Origin of the sequence: Spirosoma sp. 48-14, from assembly GCF_001898575.1 — a bacterium.
Classification (GTDB): Bacteria; Bacteroidota; Bacteroidia; order Cytophagales; family Spirosomataceae; genus Spirosoma.
Genome location: NZ_MKUD01000042.1, coordinates 60,636 through 79,791, shown reverse-complemented (window position 1 = coordinate 79,791; position 19,156 = coordinate 60,636). Strand labels below are relative to the sequence as shown.

Sequence of the window (19,156 nt, the reverse complement as noted above, 5' to 3'; positions counted from 1 at the left end):
TGTTTAAATGCAAACTTTTTACTCCGCCAGACTTCCATACTTCCGATTGATCAACTCAGCCACCAATCCTGTCCAGCCCGTCTGGTGACTGGCTCCTACTCCGCGCCCGTTATCCCCGTCGAAGTATTCGTAGAACAGCACATAATCGCGGAAGTTTGGGTCCTGATATTTTGGATGCTGCCCAAACGTCGCTCGTTTACCGGTTGCATCGGTTGTAAACAGGCTAATGAGCCGGTTGGTGAGTTCGCGGGCGACAGCTTTAAGCGTTATCTGCTGACCCGACCCAATCGGATATTCGACCGTAAAGCTATCACCAAAATAATCATAGAACCGATTCAGACTTTCGATCAGCAGGTAATTGGTTGGCATCCAGACCGGACCGCGCCAGTTGCTGTTCCCCCCAAACATGTTGCTATCGCTTTCGGCTGGTGTATAGGTCAGCCGAAAGGTGGTATGATCCAGTGTAAACTCATACGGATGATCACGATAGACTTTCGATACGGCCCGAATACCATGCGGGCTCAGGAATTCGGTTTCATCCAGCATTTTCGCCAGCAAGGCTTTCAGCCGGAATCCACGCAGTAAACTGAGCAACCGTTTTTCATCTTTCCCCTTTTCATCGTAGCGGGAAACCTGATGATATAAATTGGGGCGGTGGCTCTGGAACCAGACCATACGTTTCAGAAAAGCCGGATTGGCTTTCATCAGGGTATCGTCCAGCACTTCTACGGCAAACATCGGAATCAGGCCCACCAACGTTCGAACCCGCATTCGCTGAACGCTACCATCACTCATTCGAAGCTGATCATAAAAAAAGGCATCTTCTTCGTCCCATAACCCCTCGTTATTCTGTCCGATGCTGGTTATAGCTCCGGCGATGTAGAGAAAATGGTCGAAAAACTTCGTCGCCAGTTCATCGTAGACCGCATCCTTACGAGCGAGTTCAAGAGCAATCCGCATCATGTTGAGGGCATACATGGCCATCCAGCTAGTACCATCGGCCTGTTCCAGATGGCTTCCATCCGGAAAAACCGTATTTCGGTCGAAAACGCCGATGTTATCCAGCCCCAGGAATCCGCCTTCAAAAATATTGTTCCCCACCTCATCCTTCCGGTTCACCCACCAGGTAAAGTTGAGCATCAGCTTATGAAAAATAGCCCGCAGAAACGTCAGGTCTTCTTCGCCGGGTGGTTTTCGTTCTAGTTCAAGGTGATATATCCGCCAGGCGGCCCAGGCCTGAACAGGCGGGTTTACATCCGAGAAATTCCACTCATAAGCCGGTAGCTGGCCATTCGGATGCATAAACCACTCGTTGGTGAGCATCATGAGCTGCTGCTTGGCAAAACCAGGATCAATAACGGATAAAGTAACGCAATGAAAGGCCCAGTCCCAGGCGGCATACCATGGATACTCCCAGGTATCGGGCATCGAAATGACCCCGGCATTAATCAGTTGGAGCCAGGTGTGATTCCGACCCTTCAACCGTTCGGGCGGTGGTGGCGGATGGTTTTCGTCGCCAGCCAGCCAACGGGTTACGTCGTAGTAATAATATTGCTTGCTCCAGAGCATTCCTGCAAACGCCTGGCGCTGAACCAATCGCTCATCGGTGGTAGCTTTGGGTGGATGGATGTGTTCGTAGAAAGCATCCGCTTCCTGTTTACGGGTTGCTACAATCGCATCAAATCCGTCGAAAGGAGCTTTCATTTCAGTACCCAAAGGCCCCGGTGCTTCCAGCCGAAGCCGGATTACGGCTGAGTCGTTGGGGGCAATGGTCAGTTGGTAATGAGCAGCCGCTTTGGTACCTGTATAAGCCGGATTTACCGTTGGCGTTCCATGAATCAGGTAATCGTTGATGCCATCTTTCGGGTAAGGGGCACCATTATGATTGGAATAAAGCCGAACCTGATTGGTTTCATTATCGCAAAACAGCCACTCCGGTTGCCCTTCGGCATGCAGCACGTAACGCCCCAAATCTGAATCTTCGACCGACACACAGTTATCCGGTTGTAAAATCAGCGACGGTCGATAATTAGGCACCCCATCGGAATCATCACCGAATATCCAGGTATTGCGAAACCAGAGCGTTGGCAGCACATGCAAATCGGCCGGTTCAGGCCCCCGGTTATATACGGTGACAGTCATCAATAGATCCGTCGGACCCGCCTTGGCATACTCCACAAACACATCGAAATACCGATCATCATCGAAAATGCCGGTATCGAGCAATTCAAATTCCGGGTCCAGACGAGTTCGACGTCGGTTTTCGTCCACCAGCTGCTGATATGGAAATGCGGCCTGTGGATATTTATAGAGCATTCGCTGGTACGAATGCGTAGGGGTATTATCGAGGTAATAGTAAAGTTCCTTTACGTCTTCTCCATGATTGCCTTCGCTGTTGGTCAGGCCAAAATACCGTTCCTTCAGAATCGGGTCTTTGCCATTCCAGAGCGCGAGGGCCAGGCAAAGCTGTTGTTTATCATCGGAGATACCGGCAATTCCTTCTTCGCCCCAGCGATAGGTATAGCTGCGGGCCATATCGTGGGTGGTGTAATTCCAGGCATCACCATTGGCACTGTAATCTTCCCGGACAGTTCCCCACTGGCGGTCCGATACATACGGTCCCCACTGCCGCCATGCAGGAGCCTCTAAACGATGTTCTTCAGTCGTCATTGAACAATGTGAATGAGCGAAAGGATGAATGAGTGAAAAAGCGATCTATCCAGTAAGTTTTCGCTCTTTCACTCATTCACCCTTTCGCTCTTTAATTATTAGCCTCCTGTGGCAAATCCTTCAAATACCGTCATGCCCCCGTCGATGAAGATACTAGCCCCGGTGATGTAGTCGGAGAGGTCGGAAGCCAGAAAAACAGCAAGATTACCGATGTCCTGTGGTTGCCCAATACGGTTATACGGAATCAAGGTCATCAGGCTATTTAGTGCCTGTGGCGTTTCCCAGGCTGCCCGGTTGATCGGTGTCTGAATAGCCCCCGGACAGATGCTGTTGACCCGAATTCTACGATCACCATACTCTTGTGCCAGCGACTGCATAAGCATTTTAATGCCACCTTTAGAGGTGGCGTAATTGACATGGCCAGCCCAGGGAATTAACTCATGCACCGAACTCATGCAGATAATTTTACCCGTAGCGGCCGATACGTCAGGTCGTGGCCCCCGGCGCAAAAATTCCCGAATGGCTTCACGCGCACATAGGAACTGACCAGTCAGGTTTACGTTGATCACCGTATTCCATTGGTCGAGAGTCATCTCGTCGAACTTGGCATCACGCTGTAGTCCGGCATTATTAATCAGAATATCGACGGTACCATACGCAGCCACAACATCGGCAAACATCTGGATAACCTGTGCTTCCTGGCTGACATCACACTGGGCCACCATGCCTTCGCCCCCGGCATCCGTGATTTCTTTCAAGACCGCATCGGCTGCCGGTTTTGTCGCTTCGACCGGGTAATTAACGACTACTTTGGCTCCAGCAGCAGCCAATGATTTAGCGACCCCAGCCCCAATACCACTACTGGCACCAGTAATAATTGCAACCTGTCCTTTTAGTACTTGATCCATAAATTTATAAACAGTAATGGTTCAGCAAATAGCCATGTCGATTACAGTGATTAGACGACATCGCAAATACGGTAACCTACGCACCCTAATCTGGAAGGCTGCGCGGCCAAACTACTAACTATCGCGGTCCGTAACCAGTTTGAGCAATCAGATTAAATGAATTTAATGTAACGGCTTCTTGGAGGAGTTAGCCCGATAACCACAGGCTTCGGCCCGATTGACAAAGCTGGCCACCGACTCACGCGAACGACTCCAGTACAGTTGAAACCAACGCAGAGTATTCCCCATAACAGCCGAACAATCTTCCATCGACACCGAGGCCTGATTCGAGAAAATAGCCGGGATCTGTATGTGAGCAGCGGCTTTAGCTACCGCCAGATCAGCATCGGGGTGAGCCATTTCCAGCACGCCTATCGGAGTGTTACCAGCGAAGCCATTCAGGTAGATTTTTCCCTGCCAGTCGAGTGCTCGCCTGGTCCTTACAGATAAGTTGAACATAAATACGGCCTTTTCCGGAAACGGTCAACTTACAGGCCTACAATCAAGCATGGTTATTTAGTTAAAAACTTATACTTTTTTAATAGCTATTTCATATGGCTAAGAACTAATTGATACGTATTCAGAATATTGAAAAAATACCAAAAATCACCAAATTGTACTATACACATAAAAACTAGGTTTTCAAACGTCGAAAGTCCTATTCTTTAGGAATATTAGAAAAATACAATTAATTAGTAATTAAGAGGGACTTTTTGTACTTTTTCAATAATCACCCTATTTAACGAATAGCAATTTGTACAAAAAAAAGAATATTCACCCCAAATTCATCATATAGCCACCTACCTATTGCATTAAACCTAGTTTACCCCACAATTTTGTAACGGTTAAAACAAAATTTCAAACCAATGAAAAAGTTCCGTTTATCAATTGCTGTACTCTTGTCAGTATGGAGTCTGGCAGGCATGGGAGATGTCAAAGCCGACAATGGTTCAGGAATGGGTGGTGTGAAAGTTGAGAAGTCCGAACAAAAGAAAGTACGTGTATATACAAAGCCTGGTGCTTCTGTTGACGTGGCAATCATCGATGCTGACGGCAACGTGTTGTACCAGGGTTTCATCGCTAAAAACGCTAAAGGTGCTACTTCGTTCAATCTGAACAACCTTCCCGATGGTCAGTACTATCTGACAGCCGGTAACAACGCCTGGTGGATGTCGCAGGGGATTACGATCAAATCAAACGCTGTATCGGTTGATGAGCGTAGCCTGAAACAGGTGGCTGAGCCTATCCTGACAGCATACGAAAAGAACAAGTTCGAAGTAGTTCTGCCAGCCAAAAATGTAGAGACAGCTTCGGTAGCTATTTACGATACGCAAAACGTTCTGGTTCAGACGGATTCGTTCAAAGGCGAAAGCCGTCGGTTCGACTTGTCGAGCCTACCTGATGGTGCTTATACTTTTGTTGTTGGCCCAAGCCAAAAGCAGTTCATTACGCGTGTTGATGTTCGGCACTAAGCCAGTCGCACCAATCAATTGACCCACCACGGTCAGTTCACTACAATCTCAACTTAGCGGCTAGTCTTTTCGGACAAGTCTGACCGCCCAACCAGTTCCGCCCGCTACCTTCCCGGTAGCGGGCTTTTTTTGTAGACACAACCTACTACCGGGAAAGCGACATCACCTACATCCCTAAACGTAACGTCGATTAATCGTGTCGATTGGCAATGCCCAAAACCCAGTGATCGATCAGCAACTAAAACCTCGAAATTTTCGGCCGAATACGAAGTGGATCGACCGAACACTAAGGTTGGGAAACTCAATACTACCGTAACGAATACCTTGCAATGCGCAATCCCTTTGGTGATTGTGTTTTGTAGCGTAGAAATTAAACGAATCCAGTTATGGCAGCTTTCAATACAGCCTACAACCTCACCTTAAAGACTGAAGCCGGATACGTCAACGACCCGGATGATAATGGAGGGGAAACGTTTGGGGGTATTTCCCGTGTCACTAACAGTGATTGGTCAGGCTGGGTGCTTATCGACCAGATTAAGAAGATTGCCAAACCTGCCGACTATGATAACGTGATGTTCGCCAATGCTGAACTCATGCGTTTGGTTCGATCGGCCTATAAAGCCCGGTATTGGGATGTCAACCGACTGGACTTTATTGTCAATCAGGCTATTGCCAATGAACTATTTGATACTAGCGTCAATATGGGTATTAAGGTGGGGGCTCAGTTTCTGCAACGGGCGCTAAACGTGCTGAATCAGAATCAGCAGCTATATGCTGATATTGATATTGATGGGGTTGTGGGACCGCAAACGGTTATGCTCACGAATTCGCATCCCTATCCAGCACTGATCATCAAGGTGCTTAACATCTTACAGGGGTATCGATACATTGACATTGCGGAGAAAGCTCCTGTTCAGGAAAAATACATGCGGGGCTGGCTATCCAGAGTAGTACTATAGCGCAGAGAACGACGTTCTTACCGGGGAAGAAGTATGGTTTCGATAGCAAAAATGCCCGATTCTAGGTTGAATCGGGCATTTTTGCTATTCAGCGATCAGTCCACAGTCAGTAATGATGACGCTTTGTAGAGGTTTGCCAAAAGAACTACCAAATGGCTCAATGTAGTTGAGATTACTAATATAATTGTCAAGCACTTTGCCAAATACAACATGCTTGCCATCCAGGTGGGGTGCTCTACCGAAGGTGATAAAAAATTGTGAGCTATTTGTATTTGTACCCGCGTTAGCCATACTGACAATACCTGGCCCGCTATGTTTTAGTTGAAAATTTTCATCTTCAAATTTAGCGCCGTAAATGGAGCGGCCCCCAGTTCCATTCCCTTTTGTAATGTCTCCCCCCTGCATCATGAATGCAGGAATGATTCGGTGGAAAGGGCTGCCTTTGTAACCAAAGCCATTTTGGCCAGTGCATAGTGCCCGAAAGTTAGCTGCCGTACGGGGTACGACATCATCATAAAGTTCAATTACGAAACGGATGGTATTTTGGGCATTCCCTACCTTAATGTCAAAAAAGACGTTTGAATTCATTAGATTTAGAGTGAAAGGTGAGCTAGAAATTGGCTATTGACTAGAAAGGAAGTGTGTACTATTCATTACTATTTCCTTCACCGTTCAGTAGTATTCCAATTACATCTAAAACTAGCTGTTTTTCAACTTAATAAGCGCCAACTCCTTCATTTTACACTCATACACAATATCCACTTCTTTTCCGTAGGTATTCGGAACTGTATAAAGCCAATCAGCATGAGCTTCCCGTCGGGCTTTGGGATCTTCGTACTGTTGCCGGGAGTCGGAGTAATGAAAAACGGGTCGTACATCCCATGTATTGAAAGCGGTCAGAAAGGCCTCTTCTTCCGTCTGATGGCCGGGATTGAGCGAATGATGAAAATAATCGAAGACAATTGGGATACCCGTTCGCTCATAAACCGACACCAGATCAGCGACGGTATACAGACTCTGGCGATCGTCGTTTTCAACCGTCAGGCGGGCGCGTAGATTTTCGGACAGTAACTGGAAGTTCTGAGCAAATCGGGTCAAGGTGGCTACTTTATCGCCGTAGGTGCCCCCCACGTGAATGTTGATCTTGTTCCAGTGCGAGGGTGCTAAACCCATCAGATCAAAAATTTCGGACTGATATTCCAGATCAACCAGTGTATTAGCGAGTACACTTCCCTCACCGGCCAGTTTATTAAAGGGCCCCGGATGCATCGTCAGTCGGATCGGGCGCGTACCGATCTCTTCGAGTGTAGCCCGAATAGCCGAAAAGTCAGGAAGGCTGGTAATACGGTATTCCGAAGCCCAGGGAAACAGGTCGGATGAAATACGAAAGAGCCGAATTCCATTTTTCAGATTCCAGTCTACGATTGTTAATAGATCCTGAACGTTTTTCAACGCTAGTTCGGAGGCATAGGCAATGCCCCGCTGGGTAAAGGTTTTCCGAACCATTCCCCGGTTGGTAGTGATCTTATCGGCCTGTAAACTCAGATTGATACAGGCATATCCAACGGCATGCGACATTCCATTCATACCTCATTAACGGAATGCCTAGCGTCCAGGTTTATCTAAAAGTTCTGGAATCAGAATCTCTTTTTATTTTGACCGTTCGTTCAAAAGTTAAGCCTTGGTGCCGGGGAGTGCTTTATCTTAACCTGGCAAGTCAGTCTGATTTGCGTAGTAATGAGCCGATTCTTGCTGAATCTGTTTATGGAAGACTTTACACCAACTCAACTTCTTGCCATCACCCGTGGGTACTGCGACATGGCCCGTGCGCTGAACGAATATCAGGTACATCACTGGCCGGAACTATCTCATGAGCAGCAACTTGACCTCAATGCCTATCAGAACAGTCTGTTGAATCGATCGCAGGATTTACAGTCGCATACTGTCCGCCCTGCCTTTACCAATGCCATTGATGTAGCCACCCAGATTCTGGAAGCAACAACAGAAGCACAGACAAGTCTGACCCGAATTGGGGACCCTGTCGTTGCCCTGAATGTAGGGGCTATTACGGTAGCGTTGGCTGCTTACGTAGCCCGCGCTAACTTACGAGGTATCCAAACTGCCCTTCGGGAATTGGAGGACCTGGTTAAATAGTATCAAACGAAGCGTGCAACGCGAAGAATAGGGCTTCCTATTCTTCGCGTTGCACGCTTCGTTTGATACTATTTATAAAATCAAGCCTGAGGGCGATTTGACACCGACGAGTTCGATTTCGAAAGTCAGATCATGACCAGCCAGCGGATGATTGGCATCCAGCGTTACACTGGTATCGCTGAGTTTACGGACAATAACCGGAATAGGTCGAGGATTTCCATCTTCATGCATATTCAGGGTCATCCCTTCTTCGAGGGGAATATCATCGGGAATATCCGAACGGTTCAGCGTAAAAATCATCTCTTCATTCGCTGCTCCATACGCATCTTCGACCGGTATATTGATCGTTTTCTTTTCGCCCTGGTTCATGCCGGCAACGCCTTCATCGAAGCCTTTAATCACCTGGCCACTGCCCACCGTAAATTCAAGTGGAGTTCGTCCTGCCGACGAATCGAAAATCGTTCCATCGGCTAACGTGCCAGTATAATGAACCTGAACGGTGTCGCCAGATTTTGCTTGTGCCATGATACAAATGGTTTGTTGTAATAATGCTACAAAAATACCGGAACTTCCGGCATGCGTTTACTCTATCACTAATTTTTAGCAACTCGCCAGAAGATTGGAAAGTTTAAAAACAAGCTGAGGGCCATTACCCAAAAGACATAGTTAGCTAAAAATCAGACAACTAAATCGTTTAGGTAATAACCCTCAACTTATTTTTCACCAGCCTACTGGCTTACTGAGTCCATAAATTTTATACTCGACAGCGACATCAGTGGCTGAATTGACTTGGCTTTGTCGTTCTTGAAGACAAAATAAACGTCGTGAATGCCTTCGGTATCTTTCAACGCCATCTTAACAGACGGAATCGGGCGTCGGAATGGATTGGCAGGTGGCGGGGTAGCCGCAGCAGCCGCTGACGTACTTTTTGGCGCTCCGGCTGCGGTCTGATTGGCAGCCCCCGATTCCATTTGTGCCATCAGTTTCGCCATATCCACTTCAGGGGCCACTTCCAGCATAGCTTCACCAATCATGGGCCCTGTAGGCGAATCGATGTGTACTTCAATTGTACCGCCTGCACTCCCTTCCCGCCGTTGTGCGGATGCATTTAGATCAAGTTTTTTGATGCCGGTCAGGTCAATTTTCTGGAAACCGATGTATGAATTTGCGTACGGAATCACGTTCATGCCAGCACCCATACCGCGTGCTTTCAATTCGGCCCCTTTTACAACGGCAGCACTCGACGCATACACCTGCGCACTACGAAGCACAATAAGATTTTCGGAAGTCTGGGCCGGAACGCCCTTTCCTCCTTTGTCGGTATAAGCAGCTCGTACCAATACGGAACCTTGTCCATTGTCGCCTTCAGGCAATTTGACTACATAGGTTCCTTTTGTGGGCAACGTACTGTATGTTTTCTCGTTGACATTCAGGATATACTTCACAATGGTCTCAGCATCAGCAACCGACATGGCCGGGTGGCCAGGCATCGCGACATCACCCCAGACACCTACTCCACCATTGCGAATTTTCTTAACCAGCTTTTCAGTCGCATCGGCACTGCCTTTGTATTTGGTAGCAATGGCCGTAAACATCGGCCCTACTGATTTTGTCGCAACCTGATGGCAGACCTTACAATCGCTCTGGCTGATAAGCGTCTGCGCAACAGCGTACTGCGTCGACGCATCGACACTTCGCTGCCCCTGCACCACCTCCGCATAATCGAACCCTTCGGAGGTATAATCGATACTCATGGCTACCCGTGCCGGTGTAATTTTACCATCCGTCAGGCTACCATCTTCCTTATCATCGACACTAACTGCGTATTGAATCGGCTGATTCGGGAAGAAAAACGTTTTGTTACTACTCAGATTAACCGCTACCGCAGGGGGCTCATTGCCCGCAATAATTTTCACCGACTGGCTGTTCGAAGCTCCTTTAGGGTCCGTCACCGTTAGCTGGGCGGTATATACACCTGGCTTGTCGAACGTAACGGCTGGACTGGCCTCATTAAATACTTTCGGAGCTACACCAGGTGCCGATACCTTCCACTGGTACTTCAACTTATCACCATCGTAGTCTTTTGTGCCATCTGCAAGTAACGTTAACTTCAGTGGAACAGTGCCGCCTTGCTTACTAGCTGAGGCAAACACAACAGGCTTTCGGTTACCTCCATTGTATTCGATGCGAACCAGCCGGGAGTTATTGCTTTTTCGGAACCAGTTGCTACCATATTCCAGAATGTACATATCGCCATCAGGGCCAAATTTCATATCGATTGGCTCAACGGGATGATAGCTGGGCAGAAACCGTTCCATCGATTTATAGTTGCCTTCGGCATCCATCGTAATGGCCATAATCCAACCCCGCGAAAAATCCGTAGCGATCCATTTGCCTTCGTAGTAGGCTGGCCAGGGCCGCTTGGCTCCTTTGAAATCGGCCTGGCGATAGATGGGGCCACCCGTTGCCGAACGAGATCCTGTACCGACCAGCGGGAATTCTTCCGACACACCATAGGGGTAGTAAATGAACGAGGGAGCCACCGGCGGCAAGTCACGCAACCCTGTGTTGTTAGGCGAGGTATTGACCAGATGATCAGGATCTTTTTTCTCCAGAGGCTTCTTTTCACCGTAGTCATAGACTGGGAACGCCTGCCGATTGCCGACAAACCACGGCCAACCGAAATTTCCTGGTTTCCGGGCCTGGTTCAACTCATCGTACCCTCGCGGACCAATCTCTGAATCGGAGGTCGCATCAGGACCGACCTCACCCCAATACACATAGCCGGTTTTACTATCAATAGAAATGCGCCAGGCGTTCCGGTGCCCCATCGAATAAATTTCAGGCCGGGTTTTCGCACGGTCCGACGGGTCGGTTCCTTTCGGGAAAAGGTTTCCATCGGGAATGGTATAGGTTCCATCGGGTTGCGGGTGAATACGCAGAATTTTACCACGCAGGTCATTCGTATTACCGGCATGTCCCTGATCGTCCCAACTGCTACGGCCAGGGCGCTCATCCGTTTGAGCCGCCTGCTGATTACCCGTGTTGTTGCCAACCGTTAGATACAGGTTTCCAGAACGATCCCACGTCATGCCTCCACCCGTATGGCAGCACACTTCGCGCTGGGTTGCCACTTCAAGCATGACTTTCTCCGACTTATCGACTAGTTTACCATCGCGCAGTTCCCAGCGTGTCAGGATATGTTTTTTCTCTGTCGGGTGGGCGTAGTACAGATACACCCAGTGGTTTTGCTCGAAATTGGGATCGAGGCTCAGCCCCATCAGCCCTTCTTCGGCTTCGGTCACCCGTCCTTCGGCAGAAGTGTATTTGGTGTTGACCGGAATGGTACCAATCAGATCGACGGTTTTGGTAACCGGATCATATTTTTTGAAAGCTCCCTTCCGTTCAATGATGTAAGCCGTTCCATCTTTGGCCACGTCAACCACCATCGGCTCATCGAGATCTTCGGCCAGCACTACGGGGGTAAATCGGCTTTCGTCGGGTTTCATGGCCCCTTCATCGACCACAAACGAGGCCAAACCCAACACCAGCAGACTATTTAAAGCTACCGTATACGGGCGTTTCCAGCGGGCCAGCCAGGATTTTCGGGTAAAATTTAACTGATTCATAGCAAGGGTTATTAAGCCTGTAGATTCTTTAAATACGTGAAGCTGGTTGTAATGCTCTCAAAGGGTTGGGCCGCCATATCCTGCTCTACGAAGAAATAGTTTAAACCTGCTGTTTTCGCAGCCGCAAATGCACTCTTAAAATTCACGACGCCATTGCCTACCTCGGTGATCGTTTTCAGATCGGACTTAATGTCTTTGATATGCCAAAGCGGGAAACGGCCTGGATGTTCGGCAAATAACTTGACGGGATCTTTACCGGCTTTAACAGCCCAGGCCAGATCCAATTCCATCTTCACCAGATCTTTATCCGTTTGAGACAGAATCAGTTCATAGGGTGTTTTACCCCCTTCTACCGGATCAAATTCAGTTGCGTGGTTATGATAGGCAAATCCGATTCCTGCCTTTTTACAGGCCTCCCCCGTTTTTTGAAACACTTCGATCGACTTCTGAATTTCATCAAGAGTAGCCACGGGCGTACTGGCACATACGAGATACGACAAGCCCCCGTCTGCAGCCTGATCGACCAACTCCTGATAATTGTCTCGTAGGTTAAGCATAGGTGGCATTTTAGAAAAATCCATTGCGGGTCGTTGCCCACCAGCCGCAGGGCCGCCACCGGGTGTTCCGGTCGTACTGGCCGGAGGTGTAGGCCGTGGCCGGAAAGGAGCTCCACCGGCATGGTGTCCCCGCCATTTCATACCCAGATCCTCAACTACTTTTCTGAATTCTTTTGCCGTATAGCCATAATAACCTCCTTTCAGGCTAAAGGCCGATTCAACTTCTTTGTAGCCAATGGCCGCAACTTTTTCGAGCGTCCCTTTCGGATCGTCGCTCATGGGCCGGAACAGGGTAAATAACTGTAAGCCAACGGGCCGTGAGGCCATCGGGCCAAAAAGTGACGTAGCCTGAGACAATTGTGGTAAAACGAAGCTTCCCAAGGTCAACGCTCCCGCATCGCGTAGGAACGAACGTCTGGTTTTCATAGGCTGGTTTGTTAGGTTTTCGATACGGATTACCCTATCGGATCATGTAGAATTACAAATTATCAATCAAATCAACAGCAGTTTACGCACTCTCGGAAATGCAATAGACCGGAAGCGCATAAACATCGGCAGACCGCTCATTTCAACCGACGAATCTGCCATTCAAAATGTCATCTTACATGATGGCTCCGTTATTCGAAGCGTATCTATAGGGAAAGCATTGATCGACCTGATACTACCTCAGAGAGGTCCTGGATTTCGGCAAAAAAATCGGGGCCAGTTACGTAACTGGCCCCGATCAAGATCTGCATAGAGAACAGACTGTATTTCAATCAATAGGCTCTGGCAAATACTACGCGCCCTTTCGACGGTTTGCCGGAATAAACACAAACTCCTTCCTCAGGCTGCTGATCGAATGGAATACACCGTATTGTCGCTTTGGTGGCTTCTTTGATCGCTTCTTCCGTTTCAGATGTCCCGTCCCAATGGGCCAGCAGAAATCCGTTTTCGATCTGCGTCTGAAACTCCTCAAACGTATCGACAGTAAAGGTGTGTTCCTCACGAAACGCTTTCGCTTTGTTGTAAATCGTTTGTTGAATATCCTCCAGCAAGGCTTTAATCCGTTCGGTCAGCCCCTCGAATGGTACCGTTTCTTTCGATTTCAGATCACGGCGGGCAATTTCGACAGTGCCATTTTCCAGATCACGGCCACCCATTGCCAGACGAACGGGCACCCCACGAAGTTCATATTCAGCGAATTTCCAGCCAGGTTTGTTCGCATCCGAATCATCGTATTTTACCGAAACACCTGCTTTCCGAAGTTCCTGAACTAATGGTTTGATTTTAGCCGAAATCTGTTCGAGCTGTTCTTCCGTTCGGTAAATCGGCACGATGACCACCTGAATCGGTGCCAGCTTAGGCGGTAAAACCAGCCCATCGTCGTCGGAATGCGCCATAATTAACGCTCCCATCAGCCGGGTAGAAACGCCCCAGGATGTACCCCAAACGTAATCCAGCTGATTCTGTTTGTTCAGAAACTGTACATCGAACGCTTTGGCAAAATTCTGCCCCAGGAAGTGCGACGTTCCCGCCTGAAGGGCTTTACCATCCTGCATCATCGCTTCAATGCAAAGGGTATCTTCCGCTCCGGCAAAACGTTCATTAGGTGTTTTAGCCCCTTTAATGACCGGAACGGCCATCCACTCTTCGGCGAACCGAGCATATACGTCGAGCATTTGCCGGGTTTCGCCCTGAGCCTCGTCGGCGGTGGCATGGGCCGTGTGTCCTTCCTGCCAGAGGAATTCGGCCGTTCGCAAAAATATCCGCGTCCGCATTTCCCAGCGAACCACATTGGCCCATTGGTTTATCAGCAATGGTAAATCACGATACGACTGAATCCAGTTTTTGTAGGTACTCCAGATGACCGTTTCGGAGGTGGGCCGTACAATAAGTTCTTCTTCCAGTTTGGCTTCCGGATCAACAATCACCCCCGACCCATCTTCAGCATTTTTTAACCGATAGTGCGTTACTACGGCACATTCTTTAGCAAATCCTTCTACGTGTGAAGCTTCTTTGCTGAGGTACGATTTAGGAATAAATAGCGGGAAATAGGCATTGGTATGGCCCGTTTCCTTGAACATATCGTCCAGCGCACGCTGCATTTTTTCCCAGATTGAATACCCGTATGGTTTAATAACCATACAGCCGCGAACCGCCGAATTCTCGGCCAGATCGGCTTTTTTAATTAACTCATTGTACCACTCGGAGTAGTTTTCACTACGGGACGGAATTGCTTTAGCCATACAATTGACGTTTGACGGTCGGCACCCGATGGTCGAAATAGACTAACTTTCACAGCAAACAAAACGTTAACTGTTTGCGCATCAGCCAAACGCACCAGTCAGGGTATAAACTTCAAACTAATTTTAGAAACGAATTAAACCTTAATTAACTATTTGGAGTCTAATAGGTAAGAAGTTGCAAAGATAAGTTTTTGCTCTATTTTTGTAATTAAACCAGTCAATCCTGTGTTATAGTATTGACGAGGCAGTAAGCATGAGCTTTTTTACTTTTAATTCCCTTGCCAAATGAAAACGCAACGACTATATTCTTATCTGACGTTGGCTGCGCTGCTGAGCATCTGGAGTTGTACCTCCAGCCGGCAAACGGCACAGAACGCCAGTGACGTAGATGACCTATATGGTAGCGCTGGTAGTAGCTCACCTGTCTACGCCAGCAACCGGCAATCTGATGAGTACAGTTCGCAGCCTTACAGCCGCTCACAACGTCAGCAGCGGTTGAACCGGAATGCGAATCCAGATTATAACGACGAACAGCAGGGCTACAATTCCAACACCGACGATTATTACACCGAGCTGAGTGCCCGCAAACTGAATCGTGGTCTATCGCCCGATCCGGGCTGGAACGACGACGGCACTAATGCTTACAACTCAGGCTTCGTGAATGGGTACAATGCGGCAACGACGTCGGCGTATAGCTGGAATCGCTGGGGCTTCAACAACACCGGCTTCTATTCGGGTATGGGCTTAGGCTTAGGGATGGGTGCCTTTGGGTACGGCTATCCCGGCTTCAGCTTTGGATTCGGTAGCCCATTTTACAGCCCCTATGCGTACAATTCGTTTTATTCGCCATTCGGCTACGGCAGTTTCTATGATCCGTTCTACAGTTCGTATGCATACGGCATGGGTGGCTTCTACAGCCCGTTCTATTCACCCTATTACGGATACGGCGGCTTCTATAACCCTGTCTACGTAAACAACGTCTACGTGACGGGTGCAGATCCTTATCGGAACCGGACATACAATCGGACTTTTGACCGGTCATCGGGGCGTTACACGTCTGCTTTCGACAATTCAGCTCGTTCGTACAATCCAAACGGTGGCCGTGCCGCAGCAACCAATACGACTACGACTCGTGGCGATGGGTACTACGCCCGTCCAAGCAATGGCAGCAGCCGGGGCAATTACTACTACGATAACAGTAGCAGCAACGGGCGAGTAAGTGCCAACTCTGCCGCTCCTTCGTACAACAGTAATTCAGGTAGTTCGGAATATTACTCTCGTCCGCGCGAAAGCAGCCGGGGCAGCTATACGCCATCTGGTGGTAACTTTACAGGTGGAAACAACCGAAGCAGTTACCAAAGCCAAAGCCAACCTAGCTTTAATCAACCTAGCCGAGGCAGCTACCAGCAATCGCAGCCCAGCTTCAGTCAGCCAAGCCATAGCCAGCCAAGCTTTAATAGTGCGCCAAGCCGCAGTTATAGCTCACCAAGCTTCAGCGCTCCTAGTGGTGGCGGAGGTGGTGGCTTCTCGGGTGGCGGTGGTCACTCAGGCGGCCGTGGCCCACGCTAATAATCTTACTTAAATTTCGATAAAAAATCCCCGCTAGTTAGGACAATTAGCGGGGATTTTCGTTTTAACCATGGTGTGAGGCATTCGCTCTACCGATTACGTAAGTCTATCACGAAAGCAATTGTGTACCAGCCCTGCGTAAATGGCAAACTGAATACCTTATAAAAACTAATTTCACACCCGTTAAACGTTTATACGTTATGGTGCTCTAATGCGTATAGATTAAGATACGCCACCAACGCTTTTATAAAGCTTTACGAACATGACTAAACCGTTTTATTTTACAGTAGCCCTGGGGTTGCTTTCGCATCTGGCTTTTAGCCAGGGAGCGTCTTATGAATATGCTGATGATGCGTTTCGGTATTCCGATTTCAGTCAGAATGGGACCGCCCGGTTTAGGGGCATTGGTGGTAATCATGCTGCCCTGGGTGGCGATGCCAGTAATTTATCGGGCAACCCCGCTGGACTTGCCTTTTATAATCGTTCTGAGCTAAGTATTAGTCCGATGTTTACATCGGCCAATAACCAGAATACGTTTTTAGGCTCGCAAACCAATAGCAGCGCGGGAAAAGTAAGCATTGGTCAATTTGGTTTGATACTGCCAGGAAGTAGCAACGGCAGCCGTCGCTGGCGTCGTAGTGCGTTTGGCATAAGTTATTCGCAGAATGTCAATTTTTTCGATTACGTCGATGCACGTGGCTTGAATAACAATCCGAACTCATCCATTGCCCAAACGTATATCAATGCAGCTAACTCGGCCAAGTACAGCGAGAAAGAACTAAGCGATTCTTTCTACCCAAATAGCAAACAGGCTGATTTTCGGGAAGCAGCGGCCTACGGACTTTATCTGATTAACCCGACCAATTTGGGCACAAACGGTTCCGGTCCACCATACACTCGCTATGATGCTACGGTGCAAAAAGATCAGCGATCGACGATTAACCGTTCGGGTACACATTCGCAATGGACATTTTCATATGCCGGTAATTTAGACGATAAGTTCTACATTGGTGGCTCCCTGGCGTTGACGCACCTACGTTACTCGTCGGAAGTGGTTTTTCTGGAAACGCCTGTCAACGGTGTCGTATTCAATAATTATGGCCAGACCAATCGACTGGATGTAAAAGGCAGTGGTATCAATGCCTCGCTGGGGTTCATTTATAAACTCGTTCCTCAGTTCCAGGTCGGTGGTACAATTATCTCGCCAACATTTAGCAGTGCCAACGAAACATTTGGTCAGACGCTCAACGCGGTGGCAAAAGATCCCAAGCTAGTGTTAACAACAAACTACGTAGATGTCGTTGACCCATCAAATGATTTCAACTACACCCTGCAAACGCCCTTACGAGCGTCTGGCGGTGCAACGTATTTTCTGGGTAATGGCAAAATCGGTTTCCTGACGGCTACGGCTGAATACGTCAATTATCAGGGAATGCGGGTACGTACATCGGCATTTACGAATCAGCAGGACAATACCGATTTCAAGAATGATGTCAAGCGATTCGTACAGGACACCTACCAGAATGTGATCAACGTGCGGGCCGGTGCCGAAATCCGGGCAGGTATTTTACGTCTGCGGGCCGGTGCGAGCTATTTACCCAGCGCCTACAAAATAGACCTGGACCGGGTAGCCAAAGCCGACCGTTCAAAGCTTTTACTCTCGGCAGGACTTGGCGTTCGTAATGATCGTTTCTTTGCGGACTTATCAGGTTCCTTCCTAACCTATAAATCAGGGTATGCTCCTTTCGAATTACCCAATAGTTCGGATACGCCAACCGTTGCTACCAACAATCGGTATACAAATCTGATGCTGTCGATGGGCGTGTTTTTTTAAAGTATCTAGTAACGAGGAGTTAGAAGCGAGAATGGCTGGCGCATTAAATCTGATATGCGCCAGCCATTCTCGCTTCTAACTCCTCGTTACTAGATACTCATTTATAATCCATTTATAATGCGAGCGTAGATGTTGTTGAGTCGATTCACATCGTAGGTCCCTCCCTCATCATCAGCCACATTGACAGTGATATTCGATCTACTCCCCGCATTAGCCGTAGTGCGTGTGATCGTAAAGCCTAAATTCAGGGTACTGTTGGCCCCCACCGATTCTCCTCCATTGATAGCCAAACTTAGTTGCTGACCCGCCACTGTATTGCTCACATGCCACTTGCTGTTCTGCACTGCAACCGGATTTGTCTCCCCACCTGGTACCGTAAGGCTCGTTAGCGTATTGTCAAAGCTGATGCTGTAGCCGGTCGGAACAGTGATGGTGATGACAATATTGCCCGATGATACAGAACCATTAACTTCCTGTACTTGAACCAAAAGCCCTTTACTTTCCTTTGCGGTGAAGTTGCCATCAGGCAGACTCAGAATAGCCGACAGGTCAGGACCTGCCAAAGCCGTTACACTCACTAACGCTGACTGACTACAAACCCCGGCCGTAGCTACCACCGTGAAGGTCTGCACACCAGCCGTAGTTAAACTGGCTGAAACAGCCGAACCAGTGGCGGGTGTAGTTAAGGAAGCGGTTGCGGGAGACGTCCATTGGTAGGTAGTGGCCCCTGAAGCCGTCAGACTCACCACCACTCCTAGATTGGCCATTGGTAAAGAGGCTCCCGTGGCAATATTCAGAACTGTATTGCTACTGATGGTTGTTATGGCTGTGGCTGAGCAGCCCGCACTATTGGTGACCGTAACCGAATAGACTCCCGATGTATTGACAACGGCCGTTCCCTCCGAAGCATTCAGGCTAACAATACCGGGCCCAGCAAAGGCATAACTGGAGCCACCACTGGCCGTCAGCGTCAAGCTGGTTTGGGCGCAGGTTAACGTTGCGCTGGGAGTTGGTGTAATACTAGCTGTCAAGGTTGGGCAGTTAACCGTCAGACTAAAGGCGGGCGCTACCTGCGCACAACCCAGATTATCGGTGACAGTCAGGCTAATGGGGAAAGTACCCGCCTGAGTGGGCGTA

Annotated in this window: 14 protein-coding genes and 1 pseudogene; 5 read left to right on the top strand and 10 right to left on the bottom strand. The window is 48.6% G+C overall.

Features of this window, described 5'->3' with window-relative positions; translation table 11 throughout:
• Window positions 1-18 precede the first annotated feature (18 nt).
• The 3 genes from BGO59_RS21265 to BGO59_RS21255 all read right to left on the bottom strand — a co-directional run bounded on the left by BGO59_RS21265 (window position 19) and on the right by BGO59_RS21255 (window position 4,076).
• The gene (locus tag BGO59_RS21265) at window positions 19-2,670 is read right to left on the bottom strand and encodes a glucosidase (protein WP_293686527.1); all 2,652 of its coding nucleotides are present in this window, start codon (window positions 2,668-2,670) and stop codon (window positions 19-21) included.
• A 98-nt stretch (window positions 2,671-2,768) separates the two neighbouring features.
• Window positions 2,769-3,578 (bottom strand): glucose 1-dehydrogenase, encoded by an 810-nt coding sequence (locus BGO59_RS21260; protein ID WP_293686525.1) that lies wholly within the window; start codon window positions 3,576-3,578, stop codon window positions 2,769-2,771.
• Window positions 3,579-3,740: 162 nt separating this feature from the next.
• The gene (locus tag BGO59_RS21255; protein WP_293686523.1) at window positions 3,741-4,076 is read right to left on the bottom strand and encodes an alpha-hydroxy-acid oxidizing protein; all 336 of its coding nucleotides are present in this window, start codon (window positions 4,074-4,076) and stop codon (window positions 3,741-3,743) included.
• A 407-nt stretch (window positions 4,077-4,483) separates the two neighbouring features.
• Here BGO59_RS21255 and BGO59_RS21250 point away from each other — a divergent pair, with 407 nt between their 5' ends.
• Together BGO59_RS21250 and BGO59_RS21245 are read left to right on the top strand one after the other, a co-directional pair.
• The gene (locus BGO59_RS21250; RefSeq protein WP_293686521.1) at window positions 4,484-5,089 is read left to right on the top strand and encodes a T9SS C-terminal target domain-containing protein; all 606 of its coding nucleotides are present in this window, start codon (window positions 4,484-4,486) and stop codon (window positions 5,087-5,089) included.
• 386 nt (window positions 5,090-5,475) lie between these two features.
• A complete protein-coding gene (locus tag BGO59_RS21245; protein WP_293686519.1) occupies window positions 5,476-6,048 on the top strand; it encodes a glycosyl hydrolase 108 family protein in 573 nt (190 codons plus the stop codon).
• Between the two features lie 84 nt (window positions 6,049-6,132).
• Here BGO59_RS21245 and BGO59_RS21240 read toward each other — a convergent pair whose 3' ends face one another.
• Together BGO59_RS21240 and uvsE are read right to left on the bottom strand one after the other, a co-directional pair.
• The gene (locus BGO59_RS21240) at window positions 6,133-6,636 is read right to left on the bottom strand and encodes a peptidylprolyl isomerase (protein ID WP_293686517.1); all 504 of its coding nucleotides are present in this window, start codon (window positions 6,634-6,636) and stop codon (window positions 6,133-6,135) included.
• Between the two features lie 111 nt (window positions 6,637-6,747).
• Complete coding sequence (gene uvsE, locus BGO59_RS21235) at window positions 6,748-7,635, bottom strand: UV DNA damage repair endonuclease UvsE (protein ID WP_293686515.1); 888 nt, start codon at window positions 7,633-7,635, stop codon at window positions 6,748-6,750.
• Between the two features lie 150 nt (window positions 7,636-7,785).
• Here uvsE and BGO59_RS21230 point away from each other — a divergent pair, with 150 nt between their 5' ends.
• Complete coding sequence (locus tag BGO59_RS21230; RefSeq protein WP_293686513.1) at window positions 7,786-8,202, top strand: hypothetical protein; 417 nt, start codon at window positions 7,786-7,788, stop codon at window positions 8,200-8,202.
• 72 nt (window positions 8,203-8,274) lie between these two features.
• Here BGO59_RS21230 and BGO59_RS21225 read toward each other — a convergent pair whose 3' ends face one another.
• The 4 genes from BGO59_RS21225 to proS all read right to left on the bottom strand — a co-directional run bounded on the left by BGO59_RS21225 (window position 8,275) and on the right by proS (window position 14,616).
• Window positions 8,275-8,727 (bottom strand): peptidylprolyl isomerase, encoded by a 453-nt coding sequence (locus tag BGO59_RS21225; protein ID WP_293686511.1) that lies wholly within the window; start codon window positions 8,725-8,727, stop codon window positions 8,275-8,277.
• A 203-nt stretch (window positions 8,728-8,930) separates the two neighbouring features.
• Window positions 8,931-11,831, bottom strand: a complete 2,901-nt coding sequence (locus BGO59_RS21220; protein WP_293686509.1) for a PQQ-dependent sugar dehydrogenase — start codon at window positions 11,829-11,831, stop codon at window positions 8,931-8,933.
• Window positions 11,832-11,842: 11 nt separating this feature from the next.
• On the bottom strand, window positions 11,843-12,814 hold the full coding sequence (locus BGO59_RS21215; protein ID WP_293686507.1) for a sugar phosphate isomerase/epimerase: 972 nt from the start codon (window positions 12,812-12,814) through the stop codon (window positions 11,843-11,845).
• Between the two features lie 332 nt (window positions 12,815-13,146).
• Window positions 13,147-14,616: a proline--tRNA ligase gene (proS, locus tag BGO59_RS21210; protein WP_293686505.1), complete on the bottom strand. Its 1,470-nt coding sequence runs from the start codon at window positions 14,614-14,616 to the stop codon at window positions 13,147-13,149.
• A 285-nt stretch (window positions 14,617-14,901) separates the two neighbouring features.
• On the opposite strand from proS, the gene BGO59_RS21205 reads away from it, so the two are divergent.
• A complete protein-coding gene (locus tag BGO59_RS21205) occupies window positions 14,902-16,185 on the top strand; it encodes a hypothetical protein (protein ID WP_293686503.1) in 1,284 nt (427 codons plus the stop codon).
• 262 nt (window positions 16,186-16,447) lie between these two features.
• Window positions 16,448-18,019, top strand: a complete 1,572-nt coding sequence (locus BGO59_RS21200) for a hypothetical protein (RefSeq protein ID WP_293686501.1) — start codon at window positions 16,448-16,450, stop codon at window positions 18,017-18,019.
• A 101-nt stretch (window positions 18,020-18,120) separates the two neighbouring features.
• Here BGO59_RS21200 and BGO59_RS21195 read toward each other — a convergent pair.
• Window positions 18,121-19,156: pseudogene (locus BGO59_RS21195) on the bottom strand (hypothetical protein); the annotation flags it as partial.